The organism is Arthrobacter oryzae (genome assembly GCF_037911235.1).
GTDB lineage: Bacteria > Actinomycetota > Actinomycetes > Actinomycetales > Micrococcaceae > Arthrobacter > Arthrobacter oryzae_E.
Window position 1 is genome coordinate 66,274 of record NZ_JBBLYW010000017.1, and the last position, 24,576, is coordinate 90,849.

21 protein-coding genes and 1 pseudogene are annotated in these 24,576 nt (G+C 65.0%); 9 read left to right on the forward strand and 13 right to left on the reverse strand.

Annotation, left to right across the window (positions count from 1 at the left end; all coding sequences use genetic code 11):
- Window positions 1-82 precede the first annotated feature (82 nt).
- A complete protein-coding gene (locus tag WMN78_RS05275; protein ID WP_340532462.1) occupies window positions 83-607 on the reverse strand; it encodes a MarR family winged helix-turn-helix transcriptional regulator in 525 nt (174 codons plus the stop codon).
- A 155-nt stretch (window positions 608-762) separates the two neighbouring features.
- Here WMN78_RS05275 and WMN78_RS05280 point away from each other — a divergent pair, with 155 nt between their 5' ends.
- The 5 genes from WMN78_RS05280 to WMN78_RS05300 all read left to right on the forward strand — a co-directional run bounded on the left by WMN78_RS05280 (window position 763) and on the right by WMN78_RS05300 (window position 6,066).
- Window positions 763-1,266 carry a GNAT family N-acetyltransferase gene (locus WMN78_RS05280; RefSeq protein WP_340532463.1) on the forward strand — a complete coding sequence of 168 codons (504 nt, stop codon included), beginning with the start codon at window positions 763-765 and terminating at the stop codon, window positions 1,264-1,266.
- Between the two features lie 124 nt (window positions 1,267-1,390).
- Window positions 1,391-1,825: an acyl-CoA thioesterase gene (locus WMN78_RS05285; RefSeq protein ID WP_340532464.1), complete on the forward strand. Its 435-nt coding sequence runs from the start codon at window positions 1,391-1,393 to the stop codon at window positions 1,823-1,825.
- Window positions 1,826-2,040: 215 nt separating this feature from the next.
- On the forward strand, window positions 2,041-3,102 hold the full coding sequence (locus WMN78_RS05290; protein WP_425341117.1) for an extracellular solute-binding protein: 1,062 nt from the start codon (window positions 2,041-2,043) through the stop codon (window positions 3,100-3,102).
- Window positions 3,103-3,142: 40 nt separating this feature from the next.
- On the forward strand, window positions 3,143-4,252 hold the full coding sequence (locus WMN78_RS05295; protein ID WP_340532466.1) for an ABC transporter ATP-binding protein: 1,110 nt from the start codon (window positions 3,143-3,145) through the stop codon (window positions 4,250-4,252).
- Window positions 4,249-6,066: an iron ABC transporter permease gene (locus WMN78_RS05300; RefSeq protein WP_340532467.1), complete on the forward strand. Its 1,818-nt coding sequence runs from the start codon at window positions 4,249-4,251 to the stop codon at window positions 6,064-6,066. The genes WMN78_RS05295 and WMN78_RS05300 overlap by 4 nt, the downstream gene beginning before the upstream one ends.
- 36 nt (window positions 6,067-6,102) lie before the next feature.
- On the opposite strand, the gene WMN78_RS05305 is transcribed toward WMN78_RS05300, so the two are convergent.
- The 3 genes from WMN78_RS05305 to WMN78_RS05315 form a co-directional block, all read right to left on the reverse strand.
- Window positions 6,103-7,134, reverse strand: coding sequence for an FAD-dependent monooxygenase (locus WMN78_RS05305; RefSeq protein WP_340532468.1), 1,032 nt, complete (start codon window positions 7,132-7,134; stop codon window positions 6,103-6,105).
- A 39-nt stretch (window positions 7,135-7,173) separates the two neighbouring features.
- Complete coding sequence (locus WMN78_RS05310; RefSeq protein ID WP_340532469.1) at window positions 7,174-8,364, reverse strand: 4-hydroxybenzoate 3-monooxygenase; 1,191 nt, start codon at window positions 8,362-8,364, stop codon at window positions 7,174-7,176.
- Window positions 8,365-8,501: 137 nt separating this feature from the next.
- Window positions 8,502-9,269, reverse strand: coding sequence for an IclR family transcriptional regulator (locus WMN78_RS05315; RefSeq protein ID WP_340532470.1), 768 nt, complete (start codon window positions 9,267-9,269; stop codon window positions 8,502-8,504).
- A gap of 136 nt (window positions 9,270-9,405) precedes the next feature.
- Here WMN78_RS05315 and WMN78_RS05320 point away from each other — a divergent pair, with 136 nt between their 5' ends.
- The 3 genes from WMN78_RS05320 to WMN78_RS05330 all read left to right on the forward strand — a co-directional run bounded on the left by WMN78_RS05320 (window position 9,406) and on the right by WMN78_RS05330 (window position 13,556).
- On the forward strand, window positions 9,406-10,671 hold the full coding sequence (locus tag WMN78_RS05320) for an aromatic acid/H+ symport family MFS transporter (RefSeq protein ID WP_340532471.1): 1,266 nt from the start codon (window positions 9,406-9,408) through the stop codon (window positions 10,669-10,671).
- 87 nt (window positions 10,672-10,758) lie between these two features.
- Window positions 10,759-13,098, forward strand: a complete 2,340-nt coding sequence (locus tag WMN78_RS05325) for a nitrate reductase (protein ID WP_340532472.1) — start codon at window positions 10,759-10,761, stop codon at window positions 13,096-13,098.
- Window positions 13,095-13,556, forward strand: a complete 462-nt coding sequence (locus WMN78_RS05330; RefSeq protein ID WP_340532474.1) for a hypothetical protein — start codon at window positions 13,095-13,097, stop codon at window positions 13,554-13,556. Before WMN78_RS05325 ends, WMN78_RS05330 begins: the two co-directional genes overlap by 4 nt.
- Before the next feature lie 6 nt (window positions 13,557-13,562).
- Here the strand turns inward: WMN78_RS05330 and WMN78_RS05335 are convergent, their stop codons facing one another.
- Window positions 13,563-14,639 (reverse strand): FUSC family protein, encoded by a 1,077-nt coding sequence (locus WMN78_RS05335; protein ID WP_340532505.1) that lies wholly within the window; start codon window positions 14,637-14,639, stop codon window positions 13,563-13,565.
- A gap of 162 nt (window positions 14,640-14,801) precedes the next feature.
- Between WMN78_RS05335 and mscL the strand changes: the two genes are divergently transcribed.
- The gene (mscL, locus tag WMN78_RS05340; RefSeq protein ID WP_340532475.1) at window positions 14,802-15,263 is read left to right on the forward strand and encodes a large conductance mechanosensitive channel protein MscL; all 462 of its coding nucleotides are present in this window, start codon (window positions 14,802-14,804) and stop codon (window positions 15,261-15,263) included.
- A gap of 11 nt (window positions 15,264-15,274) precedes the next feature.
- Here mscL and WMN78_RS05345 read toward each other — a convergent pair whose 3' ends face one another.
- The 8 genes and pseudogenes from WMN78_RS05345 to WMN78_RS05380 form a co-directional block, all read right to left on the reverse strand.
- The gene (locus tag WMN78_RS05345; RefSeq protein ID WP_340532476.1) at window positions 15,275-16,495 is read right to left on the reverse strand and encodes a DegT/DnrJ/EryC1/StrS family aminotransferase; all 1,221 of its coding nucleotides are present in this window, start codon (window positions 16,493-16,495) and stop codon (window positions 15,275-15,277) included.
- 167 nt (window positions 16,496-16,662) lie between these two features.
- A complete protein-coding gene (locus tag WMN78_RS05350) occupies window positions 16,663-17,490 on the reverse strand; it encodes a Wzz/FepE/Etk N-terminal domain-containing protein (RefSeq protein WP_340532477.1) in 828 nt (275 codons plus the stop codon).
- A 9-nt stretch (window positions 17,491-17,499) separates the two neighbouring features.
- Window positions 17,500-18,867: an O-antigen ligase family protein gene (locus WMN78_RS05355; protein ID WP_340532478.1), complete on the reverse strand. Its 1,368-nt coding sequence runs from the start codon at window positions 18,865-18,867 to the stop codon at window positions 17,500-17,502.
- On the reverse strand, window positions 18,867-21,482 hold the full coding sequence (locus WMN78_RS05360; protein WP_340532479.1) for a WecB/TagA/CpsF family glycosyltransferase: 2,616 nt from the start codon (window positions 21,480-21,482) through the stop codon (window positions 18,867-18,869). The genes WMN78_RS05355 and WMN78_RS05360 overlap by 1 nt, the downstream gene beginning before the upstream one ends.
- Window positions 21,483-21,491: 9 nt before the next feature.
- Complete coding sequence (locus tag WMN78_RS05365) at window positions 21,492-22,088, reverse strand: acyltransferase (RefSeq protein ID WP_340532506.1); 597 nt, start codon at window positions 22,086-22,088, stop codon at window positions 21,492-21,494.
- Window positions 22,089-22,169: 81 nt separating this feature from the next.
- Window positions 22,170-22,556 (reverse strand): annotated as a pseudogene (locus WMN78_RS05370) (VanZ family protein); the annotation flags it as partial.
- Window positions 22,553-23,476, reverse strand: a complete 924-nt coding sequence (locus WMN78_RS05375) for a DUF6492 family protein (RefSeq protein ID WP_340532480.1) — start codon at window positions 23,474-23,476, stop codon at window positions 22,553-22,555. The pseudogene WMN78_RS05370 and the gene WMN78_RS05375, both read right to left, overlap by 4 nt.
- On the reverse strand, window positions 23,473-24,378 hold the full coding sequence (locus tag WMN78_RS05380; RefSeq protein ID WP_340532481.1) for a glycosyltransferase: 906 nt from the start codon (window positions 24,376-24,378) through the stop codon (window positions 23,473-23,475). Before WMN78_RS05380 ends, WMN78_RS05375 begins: the two co-directional genes overlap by 4 nt.
- Window positions 24,379-24,576: the final 198 nt, after the last annotated feature.

Here is a 24,576-nt window from a genome sequence, read left to right on the forward strand (position 1 = left end):
CGAAAGAATCCGAATAGTAAGCATACATATAACTAGACAATATAACTAGTCTGTCTAGCTACTTAGGGGAGGAGGCAGCTACTTAGGGGAGAGGGGTGCCGTTCGGCGGGGAATCGGGATGTGGCTCGATTGCCTCGCGCATGCGCTGGAGAAACGTGACGACGACGCCGGCTTCTTCGACCGTCAACTCCTCCGCGACCGCCATCATCCGGCGGTGCATGTCCCCCAGGGTTGCGCGCACTTCAGTATCGGATTCCACCGTGGGGACAACGATGAGCGATCGCCTATCCGTAGGGTGGGGCTCACGCCGAACGTGGCCGCTACCCACCAGACGGTCAATCAGCGAGGTAGTGGAGGCGCTGGTGATACCCAGGAACATACTGAGGTCCTTGGGAACGACGGACCGGTTCGCCGCCTTCGCACGCAACAGGTAGCGGAGTGCCAGGATGTCGGTCTCCCCCATGCCCATCGAGTCCCTGGCGGACCGCCGGGTTGCGACCTCGGCATGGCGGTATTCACGCAGGGCCTGCAGGACGGCGGCGCTATGGTCGAACTGTCCGTCGGCGCCGTACCAATAGCCGGACCCGGCACTGCTGTTCAAAGCCATTGAATTATCCTAGTCGATCTGATAGCTAGTCTGTCTTCCTACCTGATGCCACCTGCCGCTGGCCTGTTCTCCGGACGCTTACGCGCAGGAAACACCGCGGAAACGGCCCCCTCATAGGCTTGTTTTGCATAACCCTTCGGCGAATCGAGGCAGTGATGCAGACCAACCCCCGTCTCAACATCAGGCAAGTCACGTGGGCCAACCCTGTGGGCGCCGACCTCCGTGCAGCCCAGCAGGCGGAACTGGATGCCCGCTTCGGCACGAAAGACCATGAACCCGGACCACCGCCGTCGGAAGCGGACACCGCCGTTTTCCTGGTGGCTTACGAGAAGAGCTCGGGCCAGCCGGTGGGCTGCGGCGGCCTGCGGATGCTGGACTCGACAACGGCGGAGATCAAGCGACTGTACGTCCTCCCTTACACCCGCGGCTCGGGCGTCGCGAGCTCAATCCTCGCCGCGCTGGAGGCGCACGCCTACGGCATGGGCGTCACATCGATAACCGCGGAGGCAGGTTCGGCCCAGCCGGACGGCAGGAACTTCTACCAAAGCTGCGGCTTCGGCGAAGTGCCAAACTTCGGACCCTACATCGGGGTGGAGCACTCGTACTGCTACGCCAAGAAGATCGATTCGCACAGCGCTGCGCACACGGCAATGGCCTGAGGCGGCCGCCTGGAGTCCGGAAGTCGGGCCGCGACGGCAATCAGGACGGACGACGGCGGCAGGCACCTGCCGCCGTCGTCCGTCACAGTGCGGTGGCCGGGCCGCCGTGGGCTAATCTCGCACTATGGAATCGGCAGACATCACTTTCCGGACCCGCAAATGGGTGCGGCCTGAAGACCTCAACGCGAACGGCACCCTGTTCGGCGGAAGCCTGCTGAAGTGGATTGACGAGGAAGCGGCCATCTACGCCATCCTGCAGCTAGGCAATGGCCGGGCCGTCACCAAATACATTTCCGAAATCAATTTCGTCAGCTCGGCGGTGCAGGGCGACCTGATTGAGATGGGGCTGACTGCCACCCGGTTCGGCCGGACATCCCTGACCATGCGTGCCGAGGTGCGGAACATGATCACGCGGCAGAGCATCCTCACCATTGAGGAAATCGTGTTCGTGAACCTCAACCTGCACGGCAAGCCCGAACCCCATGGCTACACCGAGATCACGTACGACCGCGACCGCATCCCCACGCACCACCTGACGGAGACCCTGGAACAGGACTGAGAGCGCACTTCCGGGACTCCGGAAGTTCATCGCGCGTTAAAGCCGTGGGCCCACACCGTTAGGGCGCCCAGACCAGACTCGAACGCCGAGGCCAAGTAGTTTATCGAATCGATAGCTATAAAAGGCCCTAATCGGCATGAGCCGCTATAGGCTTGCCGGACCATGCTCCGGTTCCAGTTCAGAAATGAGTCTCAATCGTGCACAAGCTCAAAACTATGGTCGCCGCAGTCGTCGCCGTTACCCTCCTGGCCGGCTGCGGTGCCGGCTCCGCAACGCCCGAAACATCGGGAACTCCTTCCACCGGCGGGGCCTCCGGCGACACGCTGGTTGTGTACACCAACTCCAACGGTGAGGGCCGCGGCGAGTGGGTGACGAAGAAGGCAGCGGAAGCCGGCTTCAAGATTGAGATCGTGGGCGCCGGAGGTGCCGACGCAACCAACAAGCTCATCGCCGAGAAGAACAACCCGATTGCGGACGTCGCCTTCGGCCTCAACAACATGTACTTCGCGCAGGTCAAGGCAGCCGATGCCATCGAGGCGTATGAACCGGCCTGGGCCGGCGAAGTGGACGCCTCGCTCGCAGACAGCGGCGACGACAAGGCTTACTGGCCGCTGGTCAAGCAGGCCATCCTGCTCGGCTACAACTCGGACAAGATCACCCCGGAGCAGGCGCCAAAGGACTGGACGGACCTCTGGTCCAAGGACGAGTTCAAGACGCGCTATGAGCGGGTCACCGGGCTCGGGACAGCCACGGCGCAGCTGGTGTTCGCCGGCATCCTCTCCCGCTATAAGGACGAGTCCGGCGATCTGGGCATCTCCGACGAGGGCTGGCAGCAGGTGGAGCAGTATTTCAAGAACGGCAGCCCGGCCGTAGCGAAAACCGACCTCTTTGCCCGCATCGCGTCGGGGGAAGTGGACATGGGGCAGATGCCGTCGTCGATCGTGGCTGAACGCGAGAAGTCCTTCAAGGTGAACGTAGAAACGGTGGTTCCGTCAGTCGGCGTGCCCCTCGCGGTGGAACAGATCGCCCTCGTGAAGGGCACGGACAAGAAGGAACAGGCCCAAAAGTTCATCGATTGGTTCGGCAGTGCCGACGTCCAAGGTGAGTTTGCACTGCAGTTCAACTCCATGCCGGTGAACAAGAGCGCCGCCGCCAAGGCCAAACCGGAGGTGGTGGAGTTCTTCAACGGCCTCAAGCAGCAGGACATCGACTGGAACTTCGTCCAGGAAAACATGGGCTCGTGGGTGGAGAAGATCGAGCTCGAGTACATGACGTAGCCCTGCCCCTGCCCCAACAGTCCCACCAGACAGGTTTCCCATGATCCGCTTGGACAACATCGAAGTTTCCTTTGGCGATTTCATTGCCATCCCGCATCTGGACCTCCACGTCCAACCGGGTGAATTCTTCACGCTGCTGGGCCCGTCAGGGTGCGGCAAAACGACGGCGCTCCGGACGCTGGCCGGCTTCATCGAGCCGTCCGCGGGAACCGTCCATGTGGACGGCAAGAACGTCACGCGCCTTCCCAGCGATAAGCGCCAAGTGGGGATGGTCTTCCAGAACTACGCTTTGTTCCCCAGCATGAGCGTCCGGGAAAACATCGCCTTCGGCCTGCGCGTCCGGAAGGAGAAGTCCGCCGAGAGTGACCGCCTGGTGCGCGATATCGCGCGCCGGGTGGAACTCAGCGATGAACAGCTGGACAAGAACGTGGCGGAGCTTTCGGGCGGCCAGCAGCAGCGTGTGGCAGTTGCCCGCGCCCTGGTGCTGCGGCCCAAGATCCTGCTGCTCGACGAGCCGCTGTCAAACCTCGACGCCAAGCTGCGGCACCAGCTCCGGCAGCAGCTCAAGGACCTGCAGAGCGAGTTCGGCATCACCACCGTGTACGTGACGCATGACCAGGACGAAGCGCTGGCCATGAGTGACCGCGTGGCCGTGTTCAACAAGGGCGTGGTTGAGCAGGTGGGCACTCCACAGGATATCTATGACCACGCGGCCACCGAATTCGTGTGCAATTTCATTGGCGACAGTTCCACCCTGACCACGGAGTTCGTCAGTGAACTGAACCGGCTCTCCGACGCGGACCTCAGCACGGCGGCCAATTCCTACCTGCGGGTGGAAAAGGCATCACTGGCGCCACCCGCCGGCGGTCAAGCGGTTGGGGGCACCGCCGTCGGGCTTCCCGGAAAGGTGGCGTCCCGCACCTATCACGGCCTCCACAGCCGCTACGTGGTGGAGAGCCACGGCGCCGAAATCCGGCTTCTGGTCAAGGAAGACGGCGGGTTGCATCCCGAAGCGGGTGCGCAGACCACTGTGTATGTGCAGCCGGACCATGTGTTGCAGTACCACCCGGACACCGGCGCGTCCCTTGCCCCGCAGGGCCAGGGAACGGCGGGCCAGGGAGCGGCGGACCAGGCGGCGGCCCTGCGATGAGCGGCACCCCGGCCAGGAGCATGCTCCGTTCCCCGTTCATCCTCATCGCGGGAACAGTCCTGACATGGTTCATCGCAGCCTTCCTCGTCTGGCCCAACGCAAACGTGCTGATCGAAACGTTCTTCCCGGACGGAGCCTTTTCAGGCCGGGCGGCGGAGAAGCTCCTCTCTTCACAGCGCGCCATGAAGTCCCTGGGCAACAGCTTCCTGCTGGCGGTGGCACTGTCCATCACGGTGAACGTGGTGGGAATCTTCATCGTCCTGGTCACCCACTACTTCAAGATCCGCGGTTCCATGGTCCTGTTCCTGGGCTACGCCACCACCTTCATCTACGGCGGCATCGTGCTGGCGGCGGGCTACAAGTTCATCTACGGCGACAAGGGAATCGTCACGGTCTTCCTGCTGAACGTATTTCCAGGCATGGACCCCGGCTGGTTTTCGGGATTCTTCGCCGTGTTGGCGGTCATGACGTTCGCCACCACCACCAACCACATGCTCTTCGTTGCGAACGCCCTCAAAGGCGTGGACTACCAGACCATCGAAGCGGCCCGAAACCTCGGCGCGTCCACCTGGACCATCCTTCGCCGCATCGTGCTGCCCATGCTCAAGCCCACGCTCTTTGCCGTCACCATCCTGTCCTTCCTGACCGGGCTGGGGGCGCTCAGCGCGCCCCAGGTCCTTGGCGGACGCGACTTCCAGACCATCACCCCGATGATCCTCACGTTCACCAACAGCCCCACCTCCCGGGATCTGGCGGCGCTGCTGGCCGTCATTCTGGGCGTAGCCACCATCCTGATGCTCGCAGTGATGTCGCGGTTGGAAAAGGGCGGGACCTACTTTTCGGTATCCAAGGTTTCCTCCGCGCTGCAGAAGCAGAAGATCACCAACCCGGCAGCCAACGTTGCCGTCCACGCGGCCGCGTACCTGCTGTTCGCGGTGTACACCCTGCCGGTGGTCCTGATTGTGCTGTTTTCATTCGCCGACGGCGCCGCCATCCAGACCGGTCAGCTTTCGCTGGGCAGCCTCACCGTGGACAACTATGTGCGTGTGCTGACCCAGCCCTCGGGCCTGAGGCCTTTTGTCATCAGCATCATCTACAGCGCACTTGCTGCGGTCATCGCCGTCGGCGGCCTGCTCTTCGTGGCGCGGATCCTGCAGAAACACAAAAACTGGGTGACCGCCGTGTTCGAGTACCTGCTGCACATCCCCTGGATCCTGCCGTCGGCGTTGCTGGCACTGGGGCTGATCATCAGCTACGACCACCCGAACCCGCTGGTGGGCGGCGCCGTCCTGACCGGGACCACTGTCATCCTCCTGATCGCGTTTGTCACGGTGAAGATCCCGTTCACGCTCAGGATGCTCAAGGCATCGTTTGCTTCGGTCAACTCCTCCCTGGAGGAGGCGGCAACCATCATGGGAGCGAGGACAATCTATGTGTTCCGGCGCATCCTGCTCCCCCTGGTCCTGCCCGCCGCTGCGGCCATCGCAGCGCTTAACTTCAACAGCATGCTTGACGACTACGACACCGCCATTTTCCTGGCGCACCCGCTGGTCCAGCCGCTGGGCCTCGTCATCAAGGCCAACACGGACGGCGCAGAAGGCGTTGACGGCGTTTCCAACACCTTCGTTTACACGGTGCTGCTGATGGTCATCACCGGGCTCACGATGTACCTCGTGTACGGGAGGTCCGGCGGGCGCCGGGGCTCGAAGGGCGGGAAGCGCGTCGGACCTGCTGCTGAAAGCGCGGCTGTCCCCACGGCTTCGCCTGCGGTGGCAGCGGATACCAAGGCGTCCGCACCCAGTCCGGTGCCTTAGGCCGGACCCGGGAACCGCATCCGGCGACGGCGGGAGCTAGGCAGTCCGGCTGAACCGCCCGGCCAGGCCGAGAATCCCGTCCCGGAGCGGCTGGGTGGATTCGGCGAGCACCAGCCGGGTCATGGCGGACGAAGCTACGCGTAGGGCCTGGCTGCGCAGCAGGCGGCGTTTGTTGTACGCCGCAAGCGCCTGCGGAAGCGGCCGTGAATTGAGCAGTTGCGCGAGAGTCGCGGAGTCGACCAGAGCCTCGCACGCGCCGCGTCCGAGGTTGGGTGTCATACCGTGCGCGGCGTCTCCCACAAGGACGGCGCCAGCGCGCGCGTCGCTTCCGAGGGCCGGGACCGTCCAGATCCGCTGGGCGAGGGTCCCGTCCGGTGTGGCCCCGGCCAGAACGCGGCTGATTCCGGGCGCCTTTCCCGAAAAACGCCGGCGGGTGAGTTCCAGAGCCGCCGCACTATCGATGCCGCCCGGCCCCAGGTCCGACCGGTAGGAGGCATACCAGTAGGTCCGCTGCCGGGAGGCCGGAGCGATGCCGAACAATTCGCCGCGGCCCCAGTATTCGCCGCCCGTGTCCTCAGGGACAGGTTCATTGATAATCCCGCGCAGGGCGAGGTAGGGGCTGAGCCGCTCCGCGGAACGCGAGCCCCAGCGTGACCGGCGGACCGTGCTGTGCACTCCGTCGGCGCCCACCAGGAGCCCTGAGCCAGGGAGCGAGGTCACAGCCCCAAACACCCGGGTAACGGACTCCGGCACGGCGGAGTCCAGGAGGCGAAGCAGGTCAGCGCGTGAAACGCCGATCACGCCTGCAACCTCGGCCCGAAGCCACGCTTTCCCGGACACGTCCCGCAGTGCCATGGCTTCGAATCCGGATCCCGCCGCACGGATTGCCGGCAGGATCCCCACGGTGTGGAGCGCCTTTTGGGCCTCCGGCCACATGGCCAGGGACGTTTCCACTGCCGGCAGCGTGCTCCGCCGCTCGTGCACAGTGACGTGGAAGCGGCCCGGGTCAAGCGTCGCGGCAAGGGCCAGCCCGGCAATGCCCCCGCCCACGATGGTTATGGCGTCCATGCCCCGAGTCTACGGCCGGGCCTGCTGTCCCCGGCCTGCCTAATGGGCTCCGGGCCAGCCGGTGTAGGCCTCGGCCAGGTACGCCTTGCCGTGGCGGGAGGAAACAACGGAATTGAGCTCGGCCAGCTGGCGTGCGCGGGAAAAGTCGTCCGGATCCACGGGCGTGTGGAGCATGGATGTCATCCAGTAGGAGAACTGCTGGGCCTTCCAGACGCGCTCCAGTGCGCGGTCGCTGTAGGCGTCCAGCAGCACGGTGGAACCGCCCTTGTAGTAGCTTTCCAGCCCTTCGAACAGGACCTTGACGTCGTGGATGGCCAGGTTGAGGCCCTTCGCGCCGGTGGGTGGCACGGTGTGGGCCGCGTCGCCGGCCAGGAAAAGCTTGCCGTGGCGCATGGGGGCGTGGACGAAGCTGCGGAATTTCAGCACCATCTTGTCGATCACCGGCCCCTCTTTGAGCTCGAAGCCGTTGCCGTTGACCCGGCTGCGGAACGCGTCCCAGATGCGGTCCTCGCTCCAGTTGTTCACGTCTTCGTTGGGATCGCACTGGAAGTACATGCGCTGGACGGTCTCAGTGCGCTGGCTGATGAGCGCAAAGCCGTTCTCCGAGTTGGCGTAGATCAGTTCATCGGAGCTGCGGGGCGCCTCGGCCAGAATGCCGAACCAGGCGAAGGGGTATTCGTGGAAGTACCACTTGCGGTGGGCCTCGGGGATCTGGAAGCGGCAGTGGCTGCGGGAACCATCGGCGCCGGTGATGAAATCGGCCTGGAGCTCGTACTCCACGCCGTCAGCGTCCGTGAACCAGACCTTCGGCGAGCCTTCGATGTCGTGGATGGTGGTGTCCGTGACGCTGTAGCGGACGTCCCCGCCGTCGGCCTCGCGGCGTGCTGCCAGATCCATGAACACATCGGTCTGCGGGTACAGCCACACCGATTCCCCCACCAGGTCCTTGAAGTCGATCCGGTGGCTTTCGCCATTGAAGCGCAGCTCGATGCCGTCGTGCCGGTCACCGTCCCGCAGGACCCGGTCCGAGACACCGCTGTCCACCAGCATGTTCACGGTGCCGTGCTCCAGGATGCCGGCGCGGACCGTCTCCTGGATCTCCTGCCGGCTGCGGATTTCGATGACGGTGGATTCGATGCCGGATTTGGCCAGCAGATGCGAGAGCATCAGCCCTGCCGGGCCGGCGCCCAGGATGGCCACTTGGGTGGTGATGATTTTGCGCGCTGCCATGGTGTTCCTCGCTTCGTTGCGGGGCCCGGCGGGAGTGTCCGGGACCTGTTGGATCGTCTGGCTACAGTGTGCTCCCGGATGAGTGATCCGCGTTACAGCGCTTCCGTTGAATGGAATTTGCGGGTTGGTCCGCTTTTCTAGTCCCGCCACTCTGCGGGGTTTTGCGATTCAGCGAGCCGGCGCCCGATCCCCCGGGCGGCCGTCTGCAGCGCCGGCACCAGCGCCTGAAGGCGCACCTCCCGCAGGGGAACCACGACGCCGATCGCGGCCACCGTCCGCTTCTTACGGTTCATCACCGGAACGGCAATGCCCCAGGTGTCCGGATCCACGACGCCGGCCAGCTGGGCGTACCCCTGGTGTGCAGCTTCGCCAAGCTGGATGCGGAGCTCGTCCGCCGTCAGCCTGCCGGCAGGATCCGTGAAGCCCCCGAGGTATTCCGCCTGGACGGCATGGGGCTGGTTGGCCATCAAGACCAGTCCGGCGGAGGAGACATGCACCGGCATGCGGCCGGCCACCTGCGCCCGGTTGGCCACAGAGCCGCGCCGGGACAGCCGCTCCACAAAAAGGACCTCCCAGCCGTCCAGCACGGCAAGGTTCACGTTCTGGTTGAGTACCTGCTGGATGTCCTCCATGAACGGCATGGCGGCCCGGCGCAGTTCCAAAGTGGGCGAATTGCGGTTCACCAGCTCCCACAGCCGCAACCCGAGCTGCACCGAGCCGCCGGCCCCGAGGTCCAAGAGGCCGTGCCCTGCCAATTGCCGGACCAGCCGGTGTGCCGTGGTGAGCGGCAGCCCGGCCCGGGCTGCGAGTTCGGAGAGCGGCAGGACGTTGACGCCCTCCGGAAAGGCGGCGATAACGCGAACCACGCGGTCCACCACTGAGTCCCCGGAGCCGGAGTTGGCCACGCTTCCCCTTCCATTGAATGGTTTGTAGTGTCCCACATAACACGCCCCAGTGGTACAAATCTCAAGAAAGGGAGCGTTCGGTCCCGGCCGGTTTCGCGCAGAAACAGACCCACAAAGAATCAATTCTGAGGTAGCAATGTCAACGACGTCGTTGGAAAACAAATCACGCTGGCCCGTCTGGCTTTGCTGGCTGGCTATGGTCCTGGACGGCTTTGACCTGGTGGTGCTCGGTACCGTCATCCCCACCCTCATCAAGACCCACGACCTTGGGTTCGATGCCGTGGGTGCCACGTTCGCCGCAACGATTTCACTGGTGGGCGTTGGCCTGGGGGCGCTGTTCATTGCGCCGCTGTCGGACCGTTTCGGCCGACGGAACCTGCTGGTTGCCTGCGTCACGTGGTTCTCCATCTTCACGATTGCCGTCGTCTTTGCCCCCAATGTCGCTGTCTTCAGCATCTTCAGGCTGCTGGCAGGCCTGGGGCTGGGTGCCTGCCTACCGGCCGCCCTGGCGTACATGAACGACTATGCCCCCGCCGGATCGGCCGGCAAGTCCACTACCCGGACCATGACCGGCTACCACGCCGGAGCCGTGGCCACCGCCTTCCTGGCATTGATGGTCATTCCGGACTGGCGCATCATGTTCGTGGTAGGCGGCGTTGCCGGCTTCGCGCTGGTTCCGTTCCTGTGGTTCAAGCTTCCGGAAACGCTGCCGGCCGTCATTTCCCTCCCGGCCCCCGGCAAGGCCGCCCCGACGGAAACCGTGCCCGCCGTTGAAGAACGTGCCAGCTTCAAAGACCTCGGCCGGAAACCGTATCCCCTCGTTGCCGCGGGCGTCGCCGTCGCCTCGTTCATGGGCCTGCTGCTGGTATACGGGCTGAACACCTGGCTGCCGCAACTCATGTCCTCCGCCGGCTACACGCTCAGCGCAGGGCTCTCCCTCCTGCTCGTCCTGAACGTTGGCGCCGTGGCCGGGCTGGTGGTGGCCGGCGTCCTGGCCGACAAGCATGGAACCAAGAAGATCGTGCTGCTCTGGTTCGCGCTCTCTGCCATCTTCCTTGCAGCACTTAGCGTCAAGATCCAGAACGAACTGCTCCTGAATGCAGCCGTCTTCGTGACCGGCGTCTTCGTCTTCAGCTCCCAGGTGCTGGTGTACGCCTGGGTGAGCCAGCTGTTCCCGGCCCGGCTGCGCGGCACCGCACTGGGCTTCGCGGCCGGGGTCGGACGCCTGGGCGCCATCCTCGGCCCGGCCGTGACCGGTACCTTGGTGGCCGCCGGAATCGCCTACCCCTGGGGCTTCTACGTCTTCGCCGCCGCGGCCGTCCTCGCCGTGGCAGCCCTGGTCCTGGTGCCGCAGGCGGTCACCGCAGCGGCCGGTAAGCGGACCGCCGTCGGGCCTTCCTGAACTTGGCGTCCCGGCGGGTTATCAAGGAGGCATGACGGGAGTAGCCTTTGCAGGAAGTAAGCCTACTTATTTCCCTGAGGTGAGCTCATGGTCGACCGTATTGCCGACATCTGGGGCGCCCGCGCGCCCTACGCCCGTGGAGGGCAGTGGCCAGGCCGCGTCGACATGGCACTGCAGGCAGGAGTCGACGCCGGCGACGTCGACGAGTGGGTCCAGTCCGCCTGCGTCCTGTGCAGCAACGGCTGCGGCTGCGATATTGCAGTCAAGGACGGCAGGATGGTGGGCGTTCGCGGACGGGCAACGGACAGGGTCAACCACGGCAGGCTGGGTCCCAAGGGCCTGTTTGGCAGCTGGCAGGGGGTCCAGCACCAGGACCGGCTGACCCGGCCGCTGGTTCGCGAGAATGGCCGACTGGTCGAAACCGACTGGGACACGGCAATGGGACGCATCGTGGCGCGGAGCAAGGAACTGCTTGCCTCGAAGGGGCCACTGAGCCACGGGTTCTACACCAGTGGCCAGCTGTTCCTGGAGGAGTACTACGCTCTGGGGATCATCGGAAAAGCGGGCATCGGCACGCCGCACATGGACGGCAACACGCGCTTGTGCACTGCAACCGCGGCCGCATCGCTGAAAGAAAGCTTCGGGGCGGACGGGCAGCCCGGCAGCTACACGGACATTGACGAATGCGATGCAGTGTTCCTCTACGGACACAACATGGCGGAAACGCAGACTGTCCTCTGGTCCCGCATCCTGGACCGCCTGTCCGGACCAAACCCGCCGCGGCTCGTCTGCGTGGACCCCCGCGACACGGAGGTTGCCCGGGCAGCGGATGTCCACCTTGCCCTCAGGCCGGGCACCAACCTGGCCCTTATGAACGGCCTGATCCGGGAACTGTTCGTCAACGGCTGGATTGACCGGGAGTACATCGACGCACACACCCTGAACAGCGTGGAGCTCCGCAGGATGGTGGAGAAGTGGACGCCTGAGCTGGTCGCCGAAGTCTGCGGCGTGGAAGCATCCGACGTCCGACGGGCCGCGGCGATCTTCGGCACCAGTGATCGGGTGTTGTCCACGGTCCTGCAGGGTTTCTATCAGTCCGCCCACGCCACGGCCTCCGCCTGCCAAGTGAACAACCTCCACCTGCTCCGCGGCCGGCTGGGCAGGCCCGGATGCGGAATCCTGCAAATGAACGGACAGCCCACCGCCCAGAACAACCGGGAATGCGGGGCCGACGGCGACCTCCCGGGCTTCCGGAACTGGGAGAATCCGGAGCACGTGAAGGAACTCGCGCGCATCTGGAACGTCGATCCGGCCATCATCCCGGATTGGTCACCGCCCACGCATGCGATGCAGATCTTCCGCTACGTAGAGCAGGGGTCAATCGGCTTCCTGTGGATATCGGCCACCAATCCGGCTGTTTCCATGCCCCAGCTTTCCAGGATCCGGGACATACTCCGAAAGGAGAGCCTGTTCCTGGTGGTGCAGGACATCTACCTCTCCGAGACTGCGCAATATGCCGACGTCGTTCTTCCGTGCGCAGGCTGGGGAGAGAAAACCGGAACCTTCACGAACGTGGACCGCACGGTCCACCTCTCCGAAAAGGCGGTTGAACCTCCCGGCGAGGCACGCAGCGATTTGGACGTCTTCCTGGACTATGCCCGCCGGATGGACTTCAGGGACAAGGACGGCGGGCCGCTGCTGGACTGGAACGCTCCGGAGGATGGCTTCGAGGCGTGGAAGAGGTGCACGCGGGGCCGCCCCTGCGATTACACGGGCCTGAGCTACGACAAGCTCCGTGGCGGCAGCGGCCTCCAATGGCCGTGCAATGACGAACACCCGGACGGCACCGAGCGGCTGTACAGTGACCGCGACTTCCCCACTGATGCCGCCTACTGCGAATCATTCGGCCATGATCTGCTGACAGGAGCCACTGTAGGGTCCATCGGCTACAAAGCAAGCGTCGAGGCGGGCAAAGCCTGGTTCAAGGCGCTGGACTACACACCCCCGCACGAAGAACCTGATGAGGACTACCCGTTCAGGTACACCACGGGCCGTACGGTTTACCACTTCCACACCAGGACAAAGACCGGACGCACCAGGCCGTTGAACGATGCCGCCCCCGAACCCTGGCTGGAAGTCTCCGCCGAAGATGCGGAAAAGCTGGGGGTTTCGGAAGGGGACATGGTCCGTGTCGCGTCGCGACGGGGCAGGCTGGAACTGCCAGTACGGGTGGGGAACATCAGGCCGGGGTCCGTTTTCGCGCCGTTCCATTACGGGTATTGGGATGTAGCCGGCCCCGACGACGGCGGACGGCCGCGGGCGGCCAATGAACTCACACTGACGGAGTGGGACCCTGTGTCCAAACAGCCCGTGTTTAAGAACGCAGCCGTGAGTATCGAGAAGCGCCCCGGGAAGGAGCCGGCATGAAACTTCCCGTCTACCTTGGGTTGCTGGATGAAGCTGAAGACACCCTCGCGAAATCCTTCCGGGTGGTGGCGCACGGGCACGGCGAGGAGCCCGACGTGCACTTCCTGCTCGAAACTCTCGCTAAGCAGTGCGACGACCACCGCCGGGCCCTCAGGCCGGTGATCGAACGGTACGGCGAGGAAACCGAAGGGGAAGAGGAGCACCGGCTCACGGCGAACGGAATCCAGGAGGTGCGTTCCGGCCCCTTGGCGCTGCTCCTGGACCTTCAGGACCTGTACGTGCTGGTGAACCACCTGGACGTCACCTGGATGATGGCCGGGCAGGCCGCGAAGGGCAGCCGCGACGGGCAGCTCCTGGACGTCGTAACGCAGTGCGAAGGGGACGCGGACCTCCAGCTCCGCTGGCTAAGGACCCGCATGAAGCAGGCTGCACCGCAGGCCCTGCTGGTCGCCGAATAGATCCTCCTACGCAGCAAGGCGCGGCGCGTTGACCCGAGCGCGCATCCGCCGCCACACCGCCGGGGCAATCACAACGGCAATGCCGACGGCGGCGCCGATCACCGTCTCCACGATCCTGTCCCGGAGCAGCACGTCGGGAGCAGTGGGCGCCGCCAGCAACGTTGCACTCAGAGCCAGCGGCGTCACGAATATCTGCGCCAGGACGTATTGGCGTGCGATGAACATCTCGGCGCCGAACTGGCACGCGGCGATCACCAGGACAATCTGCCACGGTGCAGGATTCAGCAGGAGCACACCGGCAAGCACGAACAGGCCCAGCACGGTGCCAATGACTCTCTGGATGCCCCGTGCCACGCGGTGACGGGTGGTGCGGCCCACCAACGGAACGACGGCAGCCACCATGGCCCAGTAGTTGTGGCCGAACCCAAGCCACTGGCCCGCCACGGTGGCCAAGGTCCCCGCGAGGCCCGCAGCTACGAGGTAGCCCACGGCTTCGAGCCGCGCAGCCCGCTTCTCATCCGGCGTCAGCCTTGCGGGTTCGGGCATGGCCCACGGTGTTCGCCGGCTCCGCACCAGGCGGGAGGAAATGCCGATCAGGAGGCAGAACACGGTGGTCAGGATGGCGACAAGCATGCACTGCCATAGCGGAGGCTGGTTCGGAATCGAAGCAATGGCCGCGAACGCGAAGATGTGGAACAGCGAACCTGCCGGCCGGTGCCGCCACCTTGCAATAACCAGCGAACAGGCCCCAGCAACCATTGTGGTGGCTGCCACCTGCGCCCAGGTGCTCGCGGCGTCCGACAATTCAAGGGACTGGCCCGCCCGGGCGGACAGGGTGGCCAGGAGTATGACCAGCAGCATGAGGGATCCGGCCCGCAGCTGGATGAAGAGCCGCTTCCGGTGCATCTCGCCGCGGCCGTAGATCCCGGTAAAGGCACCGAAGGAGGCAAAAATCGCCAGGTCCACCCGGTCCATCAGAACCAGGATGATCAGCGGAACAAACACGCCCACGGCACAGCGGACCGCGACGTGATGGTCCTTGTTGCCGGGGGCAATAGTGAACATCTCGGCGAACAGCTTCACGGGGGTCACGCCTTTCCATACGGTGCCAGTCTGATGGCGGCAGCGTTGGCGTCCATTTCAAATCCTACGCCCGGGCCCGCCTGCACCACCCTCCGTGGGACCCCGGACTGGTAGTGTCTATCGGTTAAATCACCGACTTAAAACGCATACCGGAGGACCCCCATGCTCAAAGGATTTAAAGATTTCATCCTTCGCGGCAACGTGATCGAACTGTCCATCGCCGTCGTCGTCGGCACGGCGTTCACGGCACTGGTCAGCGCATTCACCACGAATATCGTGAACCCGATCATTGCAGCCGCCGGCGGGGTCCAGACCGAAGGGCTTGGCTTCCACATCTGGCCCGGCAACGACAAGACGTTCGTCAATATCGGCGGTGTCATCACCGCGTTCGTGACCTTCCTCATCACTGCCGCGGTGGTCTATTTCATCTTCGTGGCGCCCATGAACAAGATCAACTCGCTGGTGAAGAGCCGGCTGGCGACGGCGGAGCCTGAGGAGGAGCCCCTGCCGGCGGACACCGCGCTGCTGGCCGAGATCCGTGACCTGCTGGCCCGGCTCGCGGGCAACGACAGGGAACTCACCACTGCCGGAACGTCAGCGAAAGATTCCGAAGGCCCGCGCTGACGACGACGTGGTCAGGCGCTGGCGGCGTCCGCACGCCGGAAACCGCCGCTCCACTTGCCGCGCCGCACGGTGACGGGTATCCCGGCCGCCGCGAGTCGGACGGAGCGAAGCACCCTTGACTGCTCACCGGGGGTCAACTGGTGGTACACCGGCAGGACCACCAGCCGGTCCGCCAACCGTTCGGTGACCGACAGGTCCGCTTCGCCGGTATCGCGGTTCCAGTACGCCGGCTGCCGATGGACGGCCGTAAGCCCGGCGCCAGCGGAAATGCCGTCGCGCGACAGTCGTTCCAGAAGCTCATCGCGGGCCAGGGCGAACGAAGGCAGCACTTCAAGCCAGAAGGACTGGAAATTGCTGGTGCCGTAGTCCGGCTCCCTGAGGAACCGCACCCCCCCGATCCGCGAGAGGGCAAGCTGGTAGCTGGCCACAATTTCCCTGCGGTGGGCAACGGCTTCCTGCAGCCGCCCGAGCTGGACCAGCCCGATGGCAGCCTGCAGGTCGGTCATGCCGTGTTCTGCTCCGGAACCGCTACCGGTTTCTTCACGAAATTGCCTGGCCAGGCCTGCCCAGGCATCATTCCGGGTGGTCAGCATCCCGCCGTCGCCGGTGGTCAGCACCTCGCATGAATCGAAGGACCACACGGCCAGGTCGGCTCCGGCTCCCACGGGCTGCCCACGGTAGGTGGACCCCACGCCGCAGGCCGCGTCTTCGATGACGGTGATGCCCAGCGGGTCGCACAGGTCCCGGATCGGGGCCAGGTCAACAGGCACACCCCCCTGGTCCACCACGATCACCGCCCGGGTGGCCGGCGTCAGGGACTCCTCGATGGTGTCGCGTGATACATTGCCGGTTTCCGCCTCGACATCGGCAAAGACCGGCCGGGCGCCCAGGCTGCTGACGGCGTCGGCGGTCGCTGTCGGGCAGAACGAGGGCATAACGACGTCGTCCTGCGGTTGAATCCCGGCCACTCTGAGCGCCAGATGAAGTGCCGCCGCGCCGCTTGAAACTGCGACGGCGTGCGGCGCCTGCTGTGCCGCGCCGAACGCCTCTTCAAACTGTCCCACGCGCGGGCCGCGGGCCATCCGGCCCGAAGCAAGCACTTGCACGACGGCATCCGCTTCCTCCTGCCCGAGCCACGGCCTCATAACACCGATGTGGCTAACCGCACGGTCCTCGCTGATGGTCACCGGGTCCTCCCGCTCGTCGAAACGGCAATGGATATGCCCTTCCATTCAACGCGCCATTTGTCGCTGCAGTCACGAGAGTCACGTACGCGCCTTTTCCCGCAGGACACCGCTGTTACAGCGCGGAATACCCGCTTGGAGAACGCCACGCTGCCCGCCCAATACTTGGATTGTTTGCCGCTGGGCACCCCGCTGTCACCTGCTCGGGGCCTGGCTCAGGTCCGCTGTTCCCTGTCCGGAACCGGGACCCTAAAGGAGCCGCCCAGCAAGCTGAGATCATCGTGGGACCGTGGATCACCGGATGCTTCCATGCCGCGCTCCGTGCCGGAACCCGGCCGTGGGACCTCGGGGGCCTCCATTTCGGGCCCGCCGGCGTGCTTTGCGGGTTTGTCCTTGATCCGCCGCCGGGCGGCGGCCAGCTCCAGGGAACGGGCGATGGAGACTGCTCCAAAGACCAGCACAGCCCCGGCAACGGCTACGATGATCAGGGTCCGGAGCCGGCTCGAGAAGATCTCCTCCGCCTGGCCCGGGCCATCGACCGGAAGAGCGGAAAAGAGATAGCTTTCGTCCGCACCGTTGATCTTTTGCACGTCACGCAGGGTGCTGGTGAGCCGGTTGCCCAACGCGACTGCCGTGTCCACCGCCTGTTCCGGCGACGTGCCGGAAGCGGAGAGTTCAAGAAGCATGCCGGAGCCGAAGCTGCTGGCCTGGGCCACCGTGTATTCAGTCCCCAGGCCCTGGTCCTGCAGGCTTTCGAGTGTCTCCTGCGCGCCCAGTTTGGTGATAAGGACTTGGGACAGCAGGGTGCTGTCCGGGCTTCTCAAGTACGGATTGTCTCCGTTGACCTTCGCTAGCTGCGGGCTGGCTTCCAGCTCCACCGCAGTGGGCACCTTCGGAGTGATCAGGGCATAGGTCATGCTTGCCTGGTAGCTCCTTTGAGCGAAAAACATGACGTAGACACAGGCAGCTATCGTCAGCAGAACGACTGGCATGGCCACCCACTTGTGCCGCCAGAGGGTCTTTATCACCGAAATTGGATCCATGGTTTCTTCCTACCCCCAGGGGACCTTGCCGGGTTCTGCCCAGAGTGGGACAGTGTTCCGAGCCGGGTCCTGTTGATTTCTTACCATCAGCCAGGTGGCACCTGACAGACCTATGAAAAATGGACAGATCAAAGCAAAAACCGGGAATGACATCGAGTCGAAAGTCCCCGATGCCACGGTGGCAATCAGGCCCGCCGCTGCAGAAGATGCGGCCAGCAACTTCAGCTCTGTTCCGACCGCATTCCGCGCCGCAGCCAACGCTGCCAGCGGAGGGACAACAAGGTAAGCGATCAGTGCTATCAGCCCTATAACGCCCATCGTCACAGCCACCAGCAGGTACTCGTTATCGAAGATGTCCAACGCCTGCGTTGGAATCCACGTGCCGGGCCCGGTTCCGAGCCACGGGCGTTCCTCGACCAGACGCAGGGCCAAAGGGTAATCCTCTGTGCGGTAGGTAATGGATGCGTCGGAGGTGCCTGCCGTGGCGGAATTGAACAGAGTTGAGATCAGGCCCGGCACTCCGACGAACAGTGCGGCCGCACCCGTTGGCACTATGACTGCAGCCCATTGTTTGGCAAGCTTTGGCAGGAAAGGCACCGTGACCACCACGGCGATGACGAGACTCAGCAGCCCCGACCGCGAAACAGTCATGGTGTTCGCCAGCACGAAGAGGCCCACCGCAATCCAGTGGAATTTCTTCCTTCCCTTTGTGTCGTACAGCGCCCGCCAGACCGCCAGCGGGAGAAGCATGGCCGTGACTACTCCGAGTTCGATGGGGTGCAGCGTGGTACCGGCTACCCTCAACAGTGCACCGCGAGCCTGGAAGGCGTCGAAGTCTCCATTTTCGGAGAATCCGACCATGAGCACTTTGAACCACTCCATCGGGTTCGTGTGGGTGGTGAATTGGATGATGGCGACGATGCAGCATGCAGCGCCACCGGCCAGGACGCTCCGGACAACGGCCATCGCGTCCTTGAGGTTCCGGACGGATTCGGTGGTCACAAAAGCGATACCGGCCGCTGCGAAGATGAGGAGCATCCAGCGGTCCGCGGCGGCACGGCCCTCGACGGTGCTGGCCCCGCTGAGGCCGGCAAAGAGATGGGCATAGCTAAGGCAGGACGCCAGGAGCAGCAGCAGGACGGCGGCCCGTCCCGGATGCCGGAAGATCACCGGATCATGCAGCGCGAGCACCGACGAGGCGGCCCAGAGCCCGAAAAGACCCAATGCCAGTATCTGCGGCACGCTTCCGCTGGCCCCGACCGGTGCCAGCACCATGTACGGGGGGAAGAGCATGACCGATAACATGGTTGCCTTGAGCAGCCACGGTGGCCCGGTGTTCGTCGTGCCCTCTGCCGTCGGGAGTTCGGTGTTGTTCATCAGCCCGCTGTTCCTTGCCCCGCCGACGCGCGGCTGCTGTCATCCCGTTCCCACGTCCCCGATCGCGCCGTCCCCTGCCTGCCTGCAACCGCGAAGCCCAAATACACCGCGGCGTGAACGGCGGAGAGGGGGCCGCGAACAGAGCGCAATACTTCCGCAAGAGTCTGCCGGGCGGTACTGTGCTGGCCGTCGTCGCCATTCTGCTCGGCGTTGCCCCGGTATACGCGGTGCAGGACTGCCACCTGATCCCTAGGGGTCCGGGGCGGCCGGATTATTACGGGATCGACGTCGAGGACAGCTTTTTCCGATGGTTCGAAAAGCCGATCGACGAAGAGATCGTCCGCTGTCAGGTCCGGGAATTCCTTGAAGCGCCTGCGCCCCTGTTCCGACAGGCCATAGACCCCTCCGGCCCACAGCCGGCTTCGGGCTGAGGGCAGCCGCAGCCGCGTGCGGTAGTAGGAGTGGATCAGCGGATGCGCGTCCTGAAGATCGAACTGGACAGCCGGGCGAGCGGCCAGCGGTCCGCCGGGTTCGAGCGCCCTCAACACATCCCGCATTGCACGCTGGCTGATCTGCACATCCGCGTCCAGATAAATCCTGGGCCACTTCGTGGCGGCGGCATCGCCGGCGTTGAGGGCGGCCGGCTTGGATGGCCGCCCGATTTCCAGAACCGTCACACCCTCGAAACCCCGGGCGATCGCGGCCGTGTCATCCGAGCAGCCGTTGCAGACCACAATCACTTCGATCTGCCCGGCCGCAGCGAGCGGGGCAAGAGGGCCCAGCGTGCGGGCGATCACGCTGGCCTCGTTGTGCGCCGGGATAACCACCGAACCAGCCGGAAAGAATACGGGATCGGGGTCCCTGGTGGCGCCCGGCAAAGCGCTCCAGCTGACTTCGTCCAAGACCGTCCGCAACACCCCCCGACGGTCCGGCTTCCAGCACCGGAGCAGCTCGGAAAGTACCACGGTCCCGTGGAACACCTTGGCGTAGGCGGAGGAATGGTACTTGCGGATGTACCGCACGCGGTTGACGGCCAACAGGGCATTGAGTTTCGGCGACGTGCCCGATCCGGCACCGGCATGGGTCATGACTGCCGCCGGCTCGTACCAAATGGTTTCGCCCATCGTGCGCAGGCCGCGGAAGAAATCGACCTCCTCCGAATAAAGGAAGTAGGACTCGTCCCACGCCAAAGAGTCGGCGAGGCTGCGGCGAACCATCAGCGCAGCCCCGGTGGCCCAGTGCACGGTGTGCGGGTGGGCGTAGCTCTCCGGGCTGTAGTCGGTGCCGGCAAGCCAGCCGGGCCGGTCCGGGAACCGCCGTCCCATCAGTGCGTCTCCCACCGCGGTGGCCAGGCTCGGCTCGCGGTAAATGGAGGGGCTCGTGGCGCCGCTTTCGTCCAGGAGGCGCGGAACGACGGCCCCGGCGCGGGAGGAACGCAGCCGGTGCATCATGGTTTTCAGGCTTCCGCGTTCTACGGTGACATCGGGGTTGAGAATCACCACGGCGGCGCTGTCACCGGCCCGTCGCATGGCGGCATTGATGCCGCCGGAATATCCCAGGTTGCCTCCGGTGGCGAAGGCGAAGACGTCCGGATGGTCGCCGCGCACCAGTGCCAGGGTGCCGTCGCTGGACGAATTGTCCGCCACCAGGACGCGCAGCGTGAGATCCGCCGTCTCCTCCCGCAGGCTCTGCAACAGCGGCCCGACGCCGTTGGCGCTGTTGTAGGTTACGACGACGACGACGGCATCCGCTGCGCCGGCGGGTCCGGTGAAGCGGCCGGGGGTCCGCGGAGCGGGAGCAGCCGACGGCGCTGGCTCCGACCGGTGGTGGGGCACTGTGCACGATGCGGTTCGCAGCTTGATGTAGGCCGGCGGCCCGTCGACCAGGTAGCGGCTGGCGAGCCGTTTGGGTTCCAGGGCCAGCCGGTAGCCCCATTCCAGCCCGTGATCGCTGGCCCATTGGGGGGCGCGCTGCACCCTTCCGGCCAGGAAGTCCACCGCTGCGCCGAAGGCCAGCAGCACGGCGGCACCGGTCAGGGCGGCGTAGTGGTCGATCCAGAGCTCCTGCCGTGGCTTGCCAAGTCCCACGTAGAGGATCTGGGTGCCCGCGGCTGCAATGTCTACCGCGATCCGCTCGGAGTCGCACGCGGAGGCCAGTTCTTCCCGGCCGGGGGACCACATTCCCGCGACCTGGAGGCCTGGATGCTCCGCGGCGATCTTTTGGGCCAGAAGCTGCTGGTTCTCCTTGGAACCGCCGAGGAAACCAACCCGGAGTCCCAGTTGCTCGGCCCGGTCCAAGAGCGGCGAGGCCAGGTCGCTTCCTGCCAGCCGCGGCCAGCGATGCCCGGTGAGCCGTTGGGATTGCGACACCAGCGGTGCGCCGTCGAGGAGGTAGAGCCAGTCGACAGTACTGGCCGGGTCGGCGTGCAGCGTGCCCTCCCAGCGGCCGCCGGCACCGAAGTGGTGCAGGTGGTCCAGGTTGACGGAGGCAACACCGAGGGGCGGCAGCCCCCGCTGACCGGCGCGGGCCAGGATGAGTTCCAGGGCAGGCTCAGGATCCATCAGGTCAACGGGAGTGCCGCCCAGGATGACTTTGTCGGCGTCCAGGTTTTCCACGTCGCCTCCTTAACACTCGTCGGCGGGCACGAGCTGCCCTTTGGTTTCGAAATAGCGGCGCCCGGTGACGGGGCAAAGCCAGCTGCCGCCGTCGTCCTGCTTGAGCGGATGGCCCGCCTCACCCACCCAGCCCATTTGCCGCGCCGGCACCCCGGCCACCACCGCAAAGGCCGGAACATCCCGGGTCACGACGGCGCCGGCCGCCACGGTGGCCCACTCACCGATAGTGAGGGGGGCGATGCACACGGCCCGTGCACCGACGGAGGCGCCCTTGCCGATGGTCACACCGACGGCGACCCAGTCCTCGGATCCCTTGAGGGTTCCGTCAGGGGTGATGGCGCGCGGGTGCAGGTCGTTGGTAAGCACGGCCGCGGGTCCAATGAAGACGCCGTCGGACAAACGCGCCGGTTCGTAGACCAGGGCGTAGTTCTGGACTTTGCAGTTGTCGCCCAACTGGACGGCCGGCCCTACATAGGCTCCCCGGCCGATGTTGCAATTACTGCCCAGAATGGCGTCTTCCCTGATCTGGGCCAAATGCCAGATCCTGGAGCCTTCTCCAATGCAGGCGGAGTCTTCCACGTCAGCCGTGGCGGCGATGGTGATCATGTCGTTCCTCCCGGGGACGGTGGTGCCGGAAGCCGGCGTTGTTATTGGTGCCCTGTGCCGGCGCCGCACCCAAACGACTGCAAGCGCACCGAGCAGCGCGCCCAGCGTGTTGGTGGCGATGTCCCGCAGGCCCGCCTGCCGCTCGTCGAGAGCGAGGAATTGGACCGACTCAATGGCACCGGAACCCAGCAGCCCTGCCACCGCGGCAAGCCACCAGCGGCGGGCGGGCAGCAGGCTGGCAATCAGTAACCCGAGCGGCACGAACAGCAGCACATTGGCGGCCAGCTCCAGATGCCCGGACCGGATTGCCGCCGTCAATGGCTGCTCCTGCAGGACCTGCAGGAAACTCCGCAGGAGACCGGAAACTGGACGTTCCACGGGAGTGGGCCAGAAGCCCACGCACGCCAGGACGGCAAGGTACAGCGCAAGCAGCAGCGAAACCGTTCTGCGCCCGGCGTCGGTCCTCATCGTCTGGCCTCCGCCCTCAGGGCATCCAACACGTGCCGTGTGACTTCCTCGCCGGTGACGGAGTTGGACTGGATGTGGACCGCGATGTCAGTGGGGCCGAAGTCAGCGATGAACTGTCCGGCCCGGGCCTCAGTCAGCGGCACCGGGTCCCAGTAGCTGTGGCACAGCGTGGTGGGTTCAGTGAAGGAGCGCTGCCGCTCCGTAGCGAAGTGCCGCACGAAGGTGCCGTACAGAATGCACTCGGAGAAATGAAGCTCCGAAGTAATGGTCCTGAACCACGGGGCGGCGGCCACTTCTTCGACTCTTTGCAGGCAAGCAGCTACCAGTGCGGGATCCCAGGTGGTAATTCCCGCAATATGGTCAGGATGAGCGTCCCCCTCGGGAGCCGGAAGCCCCAGCAAACGGTGTGCCGCCCTTGTCCACTGCACGTGGCGGTCCATTCCGCAGGTGACGGCCTGCGGTTTCGAATAGAAGCGCACAATGTCATCGCGAATGAACAGATCAGCGGTCATACGGCGCAGGATCACGACGTCGGAGTCGATGATGACGGCAGCATCGGCATCCAAGCGTGTGCTGACAGCCAGCTTCATCAGCTGCTGCATGATCCAGCCACGCACCGGGGGCCAAGGCCGGCGCAGGTTAACAGCCGAAAATGCCGCCCTGTCCGGCAGAAAGGCGACCCGGCGGACATGTGCCGCCCAAGCGTCCGTCGCCACGAATCCGGCAGGAAGCAGATCGTCCACGATCCAGATCTTCAGCCGCGATGACTTCAGTGTCCGGAACATTTCCCGATCAGCACGGGGAACGATCACGTGGTGCACAACAGAGTCATCCGTGAATTCCAGTACCGATCGGTGAAGCCGGGCGAACCCCTCGAAATCGGGACGGTACGAAGGCGTGAGTACGGCGATGGTGTTCATGCTTGGTCCTCCCCGGACAGTCCGGCAGTTACAGCGGCACCAGGCCCCGCGCGGTGGTGCCCAGCGCGGTCAAGGAAATGCTGAAAGTCAACGGCCCGTGCCGCCCACGTATGTCCGGCGGCGAATTGCTTCCTCAGCCGCTCGTGCTCCCCGTCATTCCGTTGTGCCAGGGCAGCTTTGACGGCTAGCGCAAATTCCTGCGGGTTTGAGCGCAACGAGATCAGACCCGTGTTCAGCCAGCGGGCAGAAGGAATGTCCGTTGAAACCACCCCGAGCCCCGCCGACAGATACTCGAGCGTTTTCAGCGGAAAGCTTGCGCGATTGAAAGAGGAGTCGGCATACGGAGTCATGCCAGCCCCGAACCTCGCCAACTGGCCACCCAACTCCGCCGCGGAAAGCTCGCCCATCCAGTGGACGTTCTCAGCAGCGAGGAAGGCATCCAGCCGGCGCCCATATGCGGGATTGCGGTCGGTACGGGGTCCGATGACTGTCATCGCGATTCCGGCAGCCTGGACGGCTTCCAGCACATCAAGGTCCAGCCTTTCGTTGAGCTGACCGACCAGGCAGGCGGCAGGCTCGCGTGGCGCGGCGGGCATGCCGGCCGGAGGCTCCGGGCAGCCATTGGGAATCACGGCGTGGGCAGGCCGACAGCCAGCCCCTGGCGACGTCAAAGCAGCGGTGGCAGTCCCCGCGGGGGCATCTGCCGGGCGGAAACCACCGAGCCGGATCAGCAGCTCCTCAGAAACTGCAGCAATGCCGTCGGCCCGTGACAGATTCGATTCCAGCACGCGCCGGACGGCCGCCCGTGACAAGCCCATCAGGCGGGAGCCTTCGAGCCAGTCGTCGGTCAGGAACACAATTTTGAGCCCGGCGGTTTTGCGCGGGAAGCGGGCCAGCGGCATGGCTGAGACAACAGCCGCGGGTTCCCACCCGATCCGGGCCACCGCAGCCCGGATGGCGCGCTCCAGCCACCATGCCGTGATCCGCCGGATGAACGGCCGTGTCACTCCGGGCGGCGCCGACACTTTCAGCCGCAGCAGGGAATCGCCTACCTGTTCCAGTCGCGGTGCGCTGCCTGCCCCGTGGCCTGCAGTCCCGGC

Bases quoted from the DNA above. Each gene is read 5' to 3' on its own strand.
- WMN78_RS05275 (WP_340532462.1), bottom strand. From the start codon at position 607: ATGGCTTTGAACAGCAGTGCCGGGTCCGGCTATTGGTACGGCGCCGAC.
- WMN78_RS05280 (WP_340532463.1), top strand. From the start codon at position 763: ATGCAGACCAACCCCCGTCTCAACATCAGGCAAGTCACGTGGGCCAAC.
- WMN78_RS05285 (WP_340532464.1), top strand. From the start codon at position 1,391: ATGGAATCGGCAGACATCACTTTCCGGACCCGCAAATGGGTGCGGCCT.
- WMN78_RS05290 (WP_425341117.1), top strand. From the start codon at position 2,041: ATGGTCGCCGCAGTCGTCGCCGTTACCCTCCTGGCCGGCTGCGGTGCC.
- WMN78_RS05295 (WP_340532466.1), top strand. From the start codon at position 3,143: ATGATCCGCTTGGACAACATCGAAGTTTCCTTTGGCGATTTCATTGCC.
- WMN78_RS05300 (WP_340532467.1), top strand. From the start codon at position 4,249: ATGAGCGGCACCCCGGCCAGGAGCATGCTCCGTTCCCCGTTCATCCTC.
- WMN78_RS05305 (WP_340532468.1), bottom strand. From the start codon at position 7,134: ATGGACGCCATAACCATCGTGGGCGGGGGCATTGCCGGGCTGGCCCTT.
- WMN78_RS05310 (WP_340532469.1), bottom strand. From the start codon at position 8,364: ATGGCAGCGCGCAAAATCATCACCACCCAAGTGGCCATCCTGGGCGCC.
- WMN78_RS05320 (WP_340532471.1), top strand. From the start codon at position 9,406: ATGTCAACGACGTCGTTGGAAAACAAATCACGCTGGCCCGTCTGGCTT.
- WMN78_RS05325 (WP_340532472.1), top strand. From the start codon at position 10,759: ATGGTCGACCGTATTGCCGACATCTGGGGCGCCCGCGCGCCCTACGCC.
- WMN78_RS05330 (WP_340532474.1), top strand. From the start codon at position 13,095: ATGAAACTTCCCGTCTACCTTGGGTTGCTGGATGAAGCTGAAGACACC.
- mscL (WP_340532475.1), top strand. From the start codon at position 14,802: ATGCTCAAAGGATTTAAAGATTTCATCCTTCGCGGCAACGTGATCGAA.
- WMN78_RS05345 (WP_340532476.1), bottom strand. From the start codon at position 16,495: ATGGAAGGGCATATCCATTGCCGTTTCGACGAGCGGGAGGACCCGGTG.
- WMN78_RS05350 (WP_340532477.1), bottom strand. From the start codon at position 17,490: ATGGATCCAATTTCGGTGATAAAGACCCTCTGGCGGCACAAGTGGGTG.
- WMN78_RS05355 (WP_340532478.1), bottom strand. From the start codon at position 18,867: ATGAACAACACCGAACTCCCGACGGCAGAGGGCACGACGAACACCGGG.
- WMN78_RS05365 (WP_340532506.1), bottom strand. From the start codon at position 22,088: ATGATCACCATCGCCGCCACGGCTGACGTGGAAGACTCCGCCTGCATT.
- WMN78_RS05375 (WP_340532480.1), bottom strand. From the start codon at position 23,476: ATGAACACCATCGCCGTACTCACGCCTTCGTACCGTCCCGATTTCGAG.
- WMN78_RS05380 (WP_340532481.1), bottom strand. From the start codon at position 24,378: ATGCCGCTGGCCCGCTTCCCGCGCAAAACCGCCGGGCTCAAAATTGTG.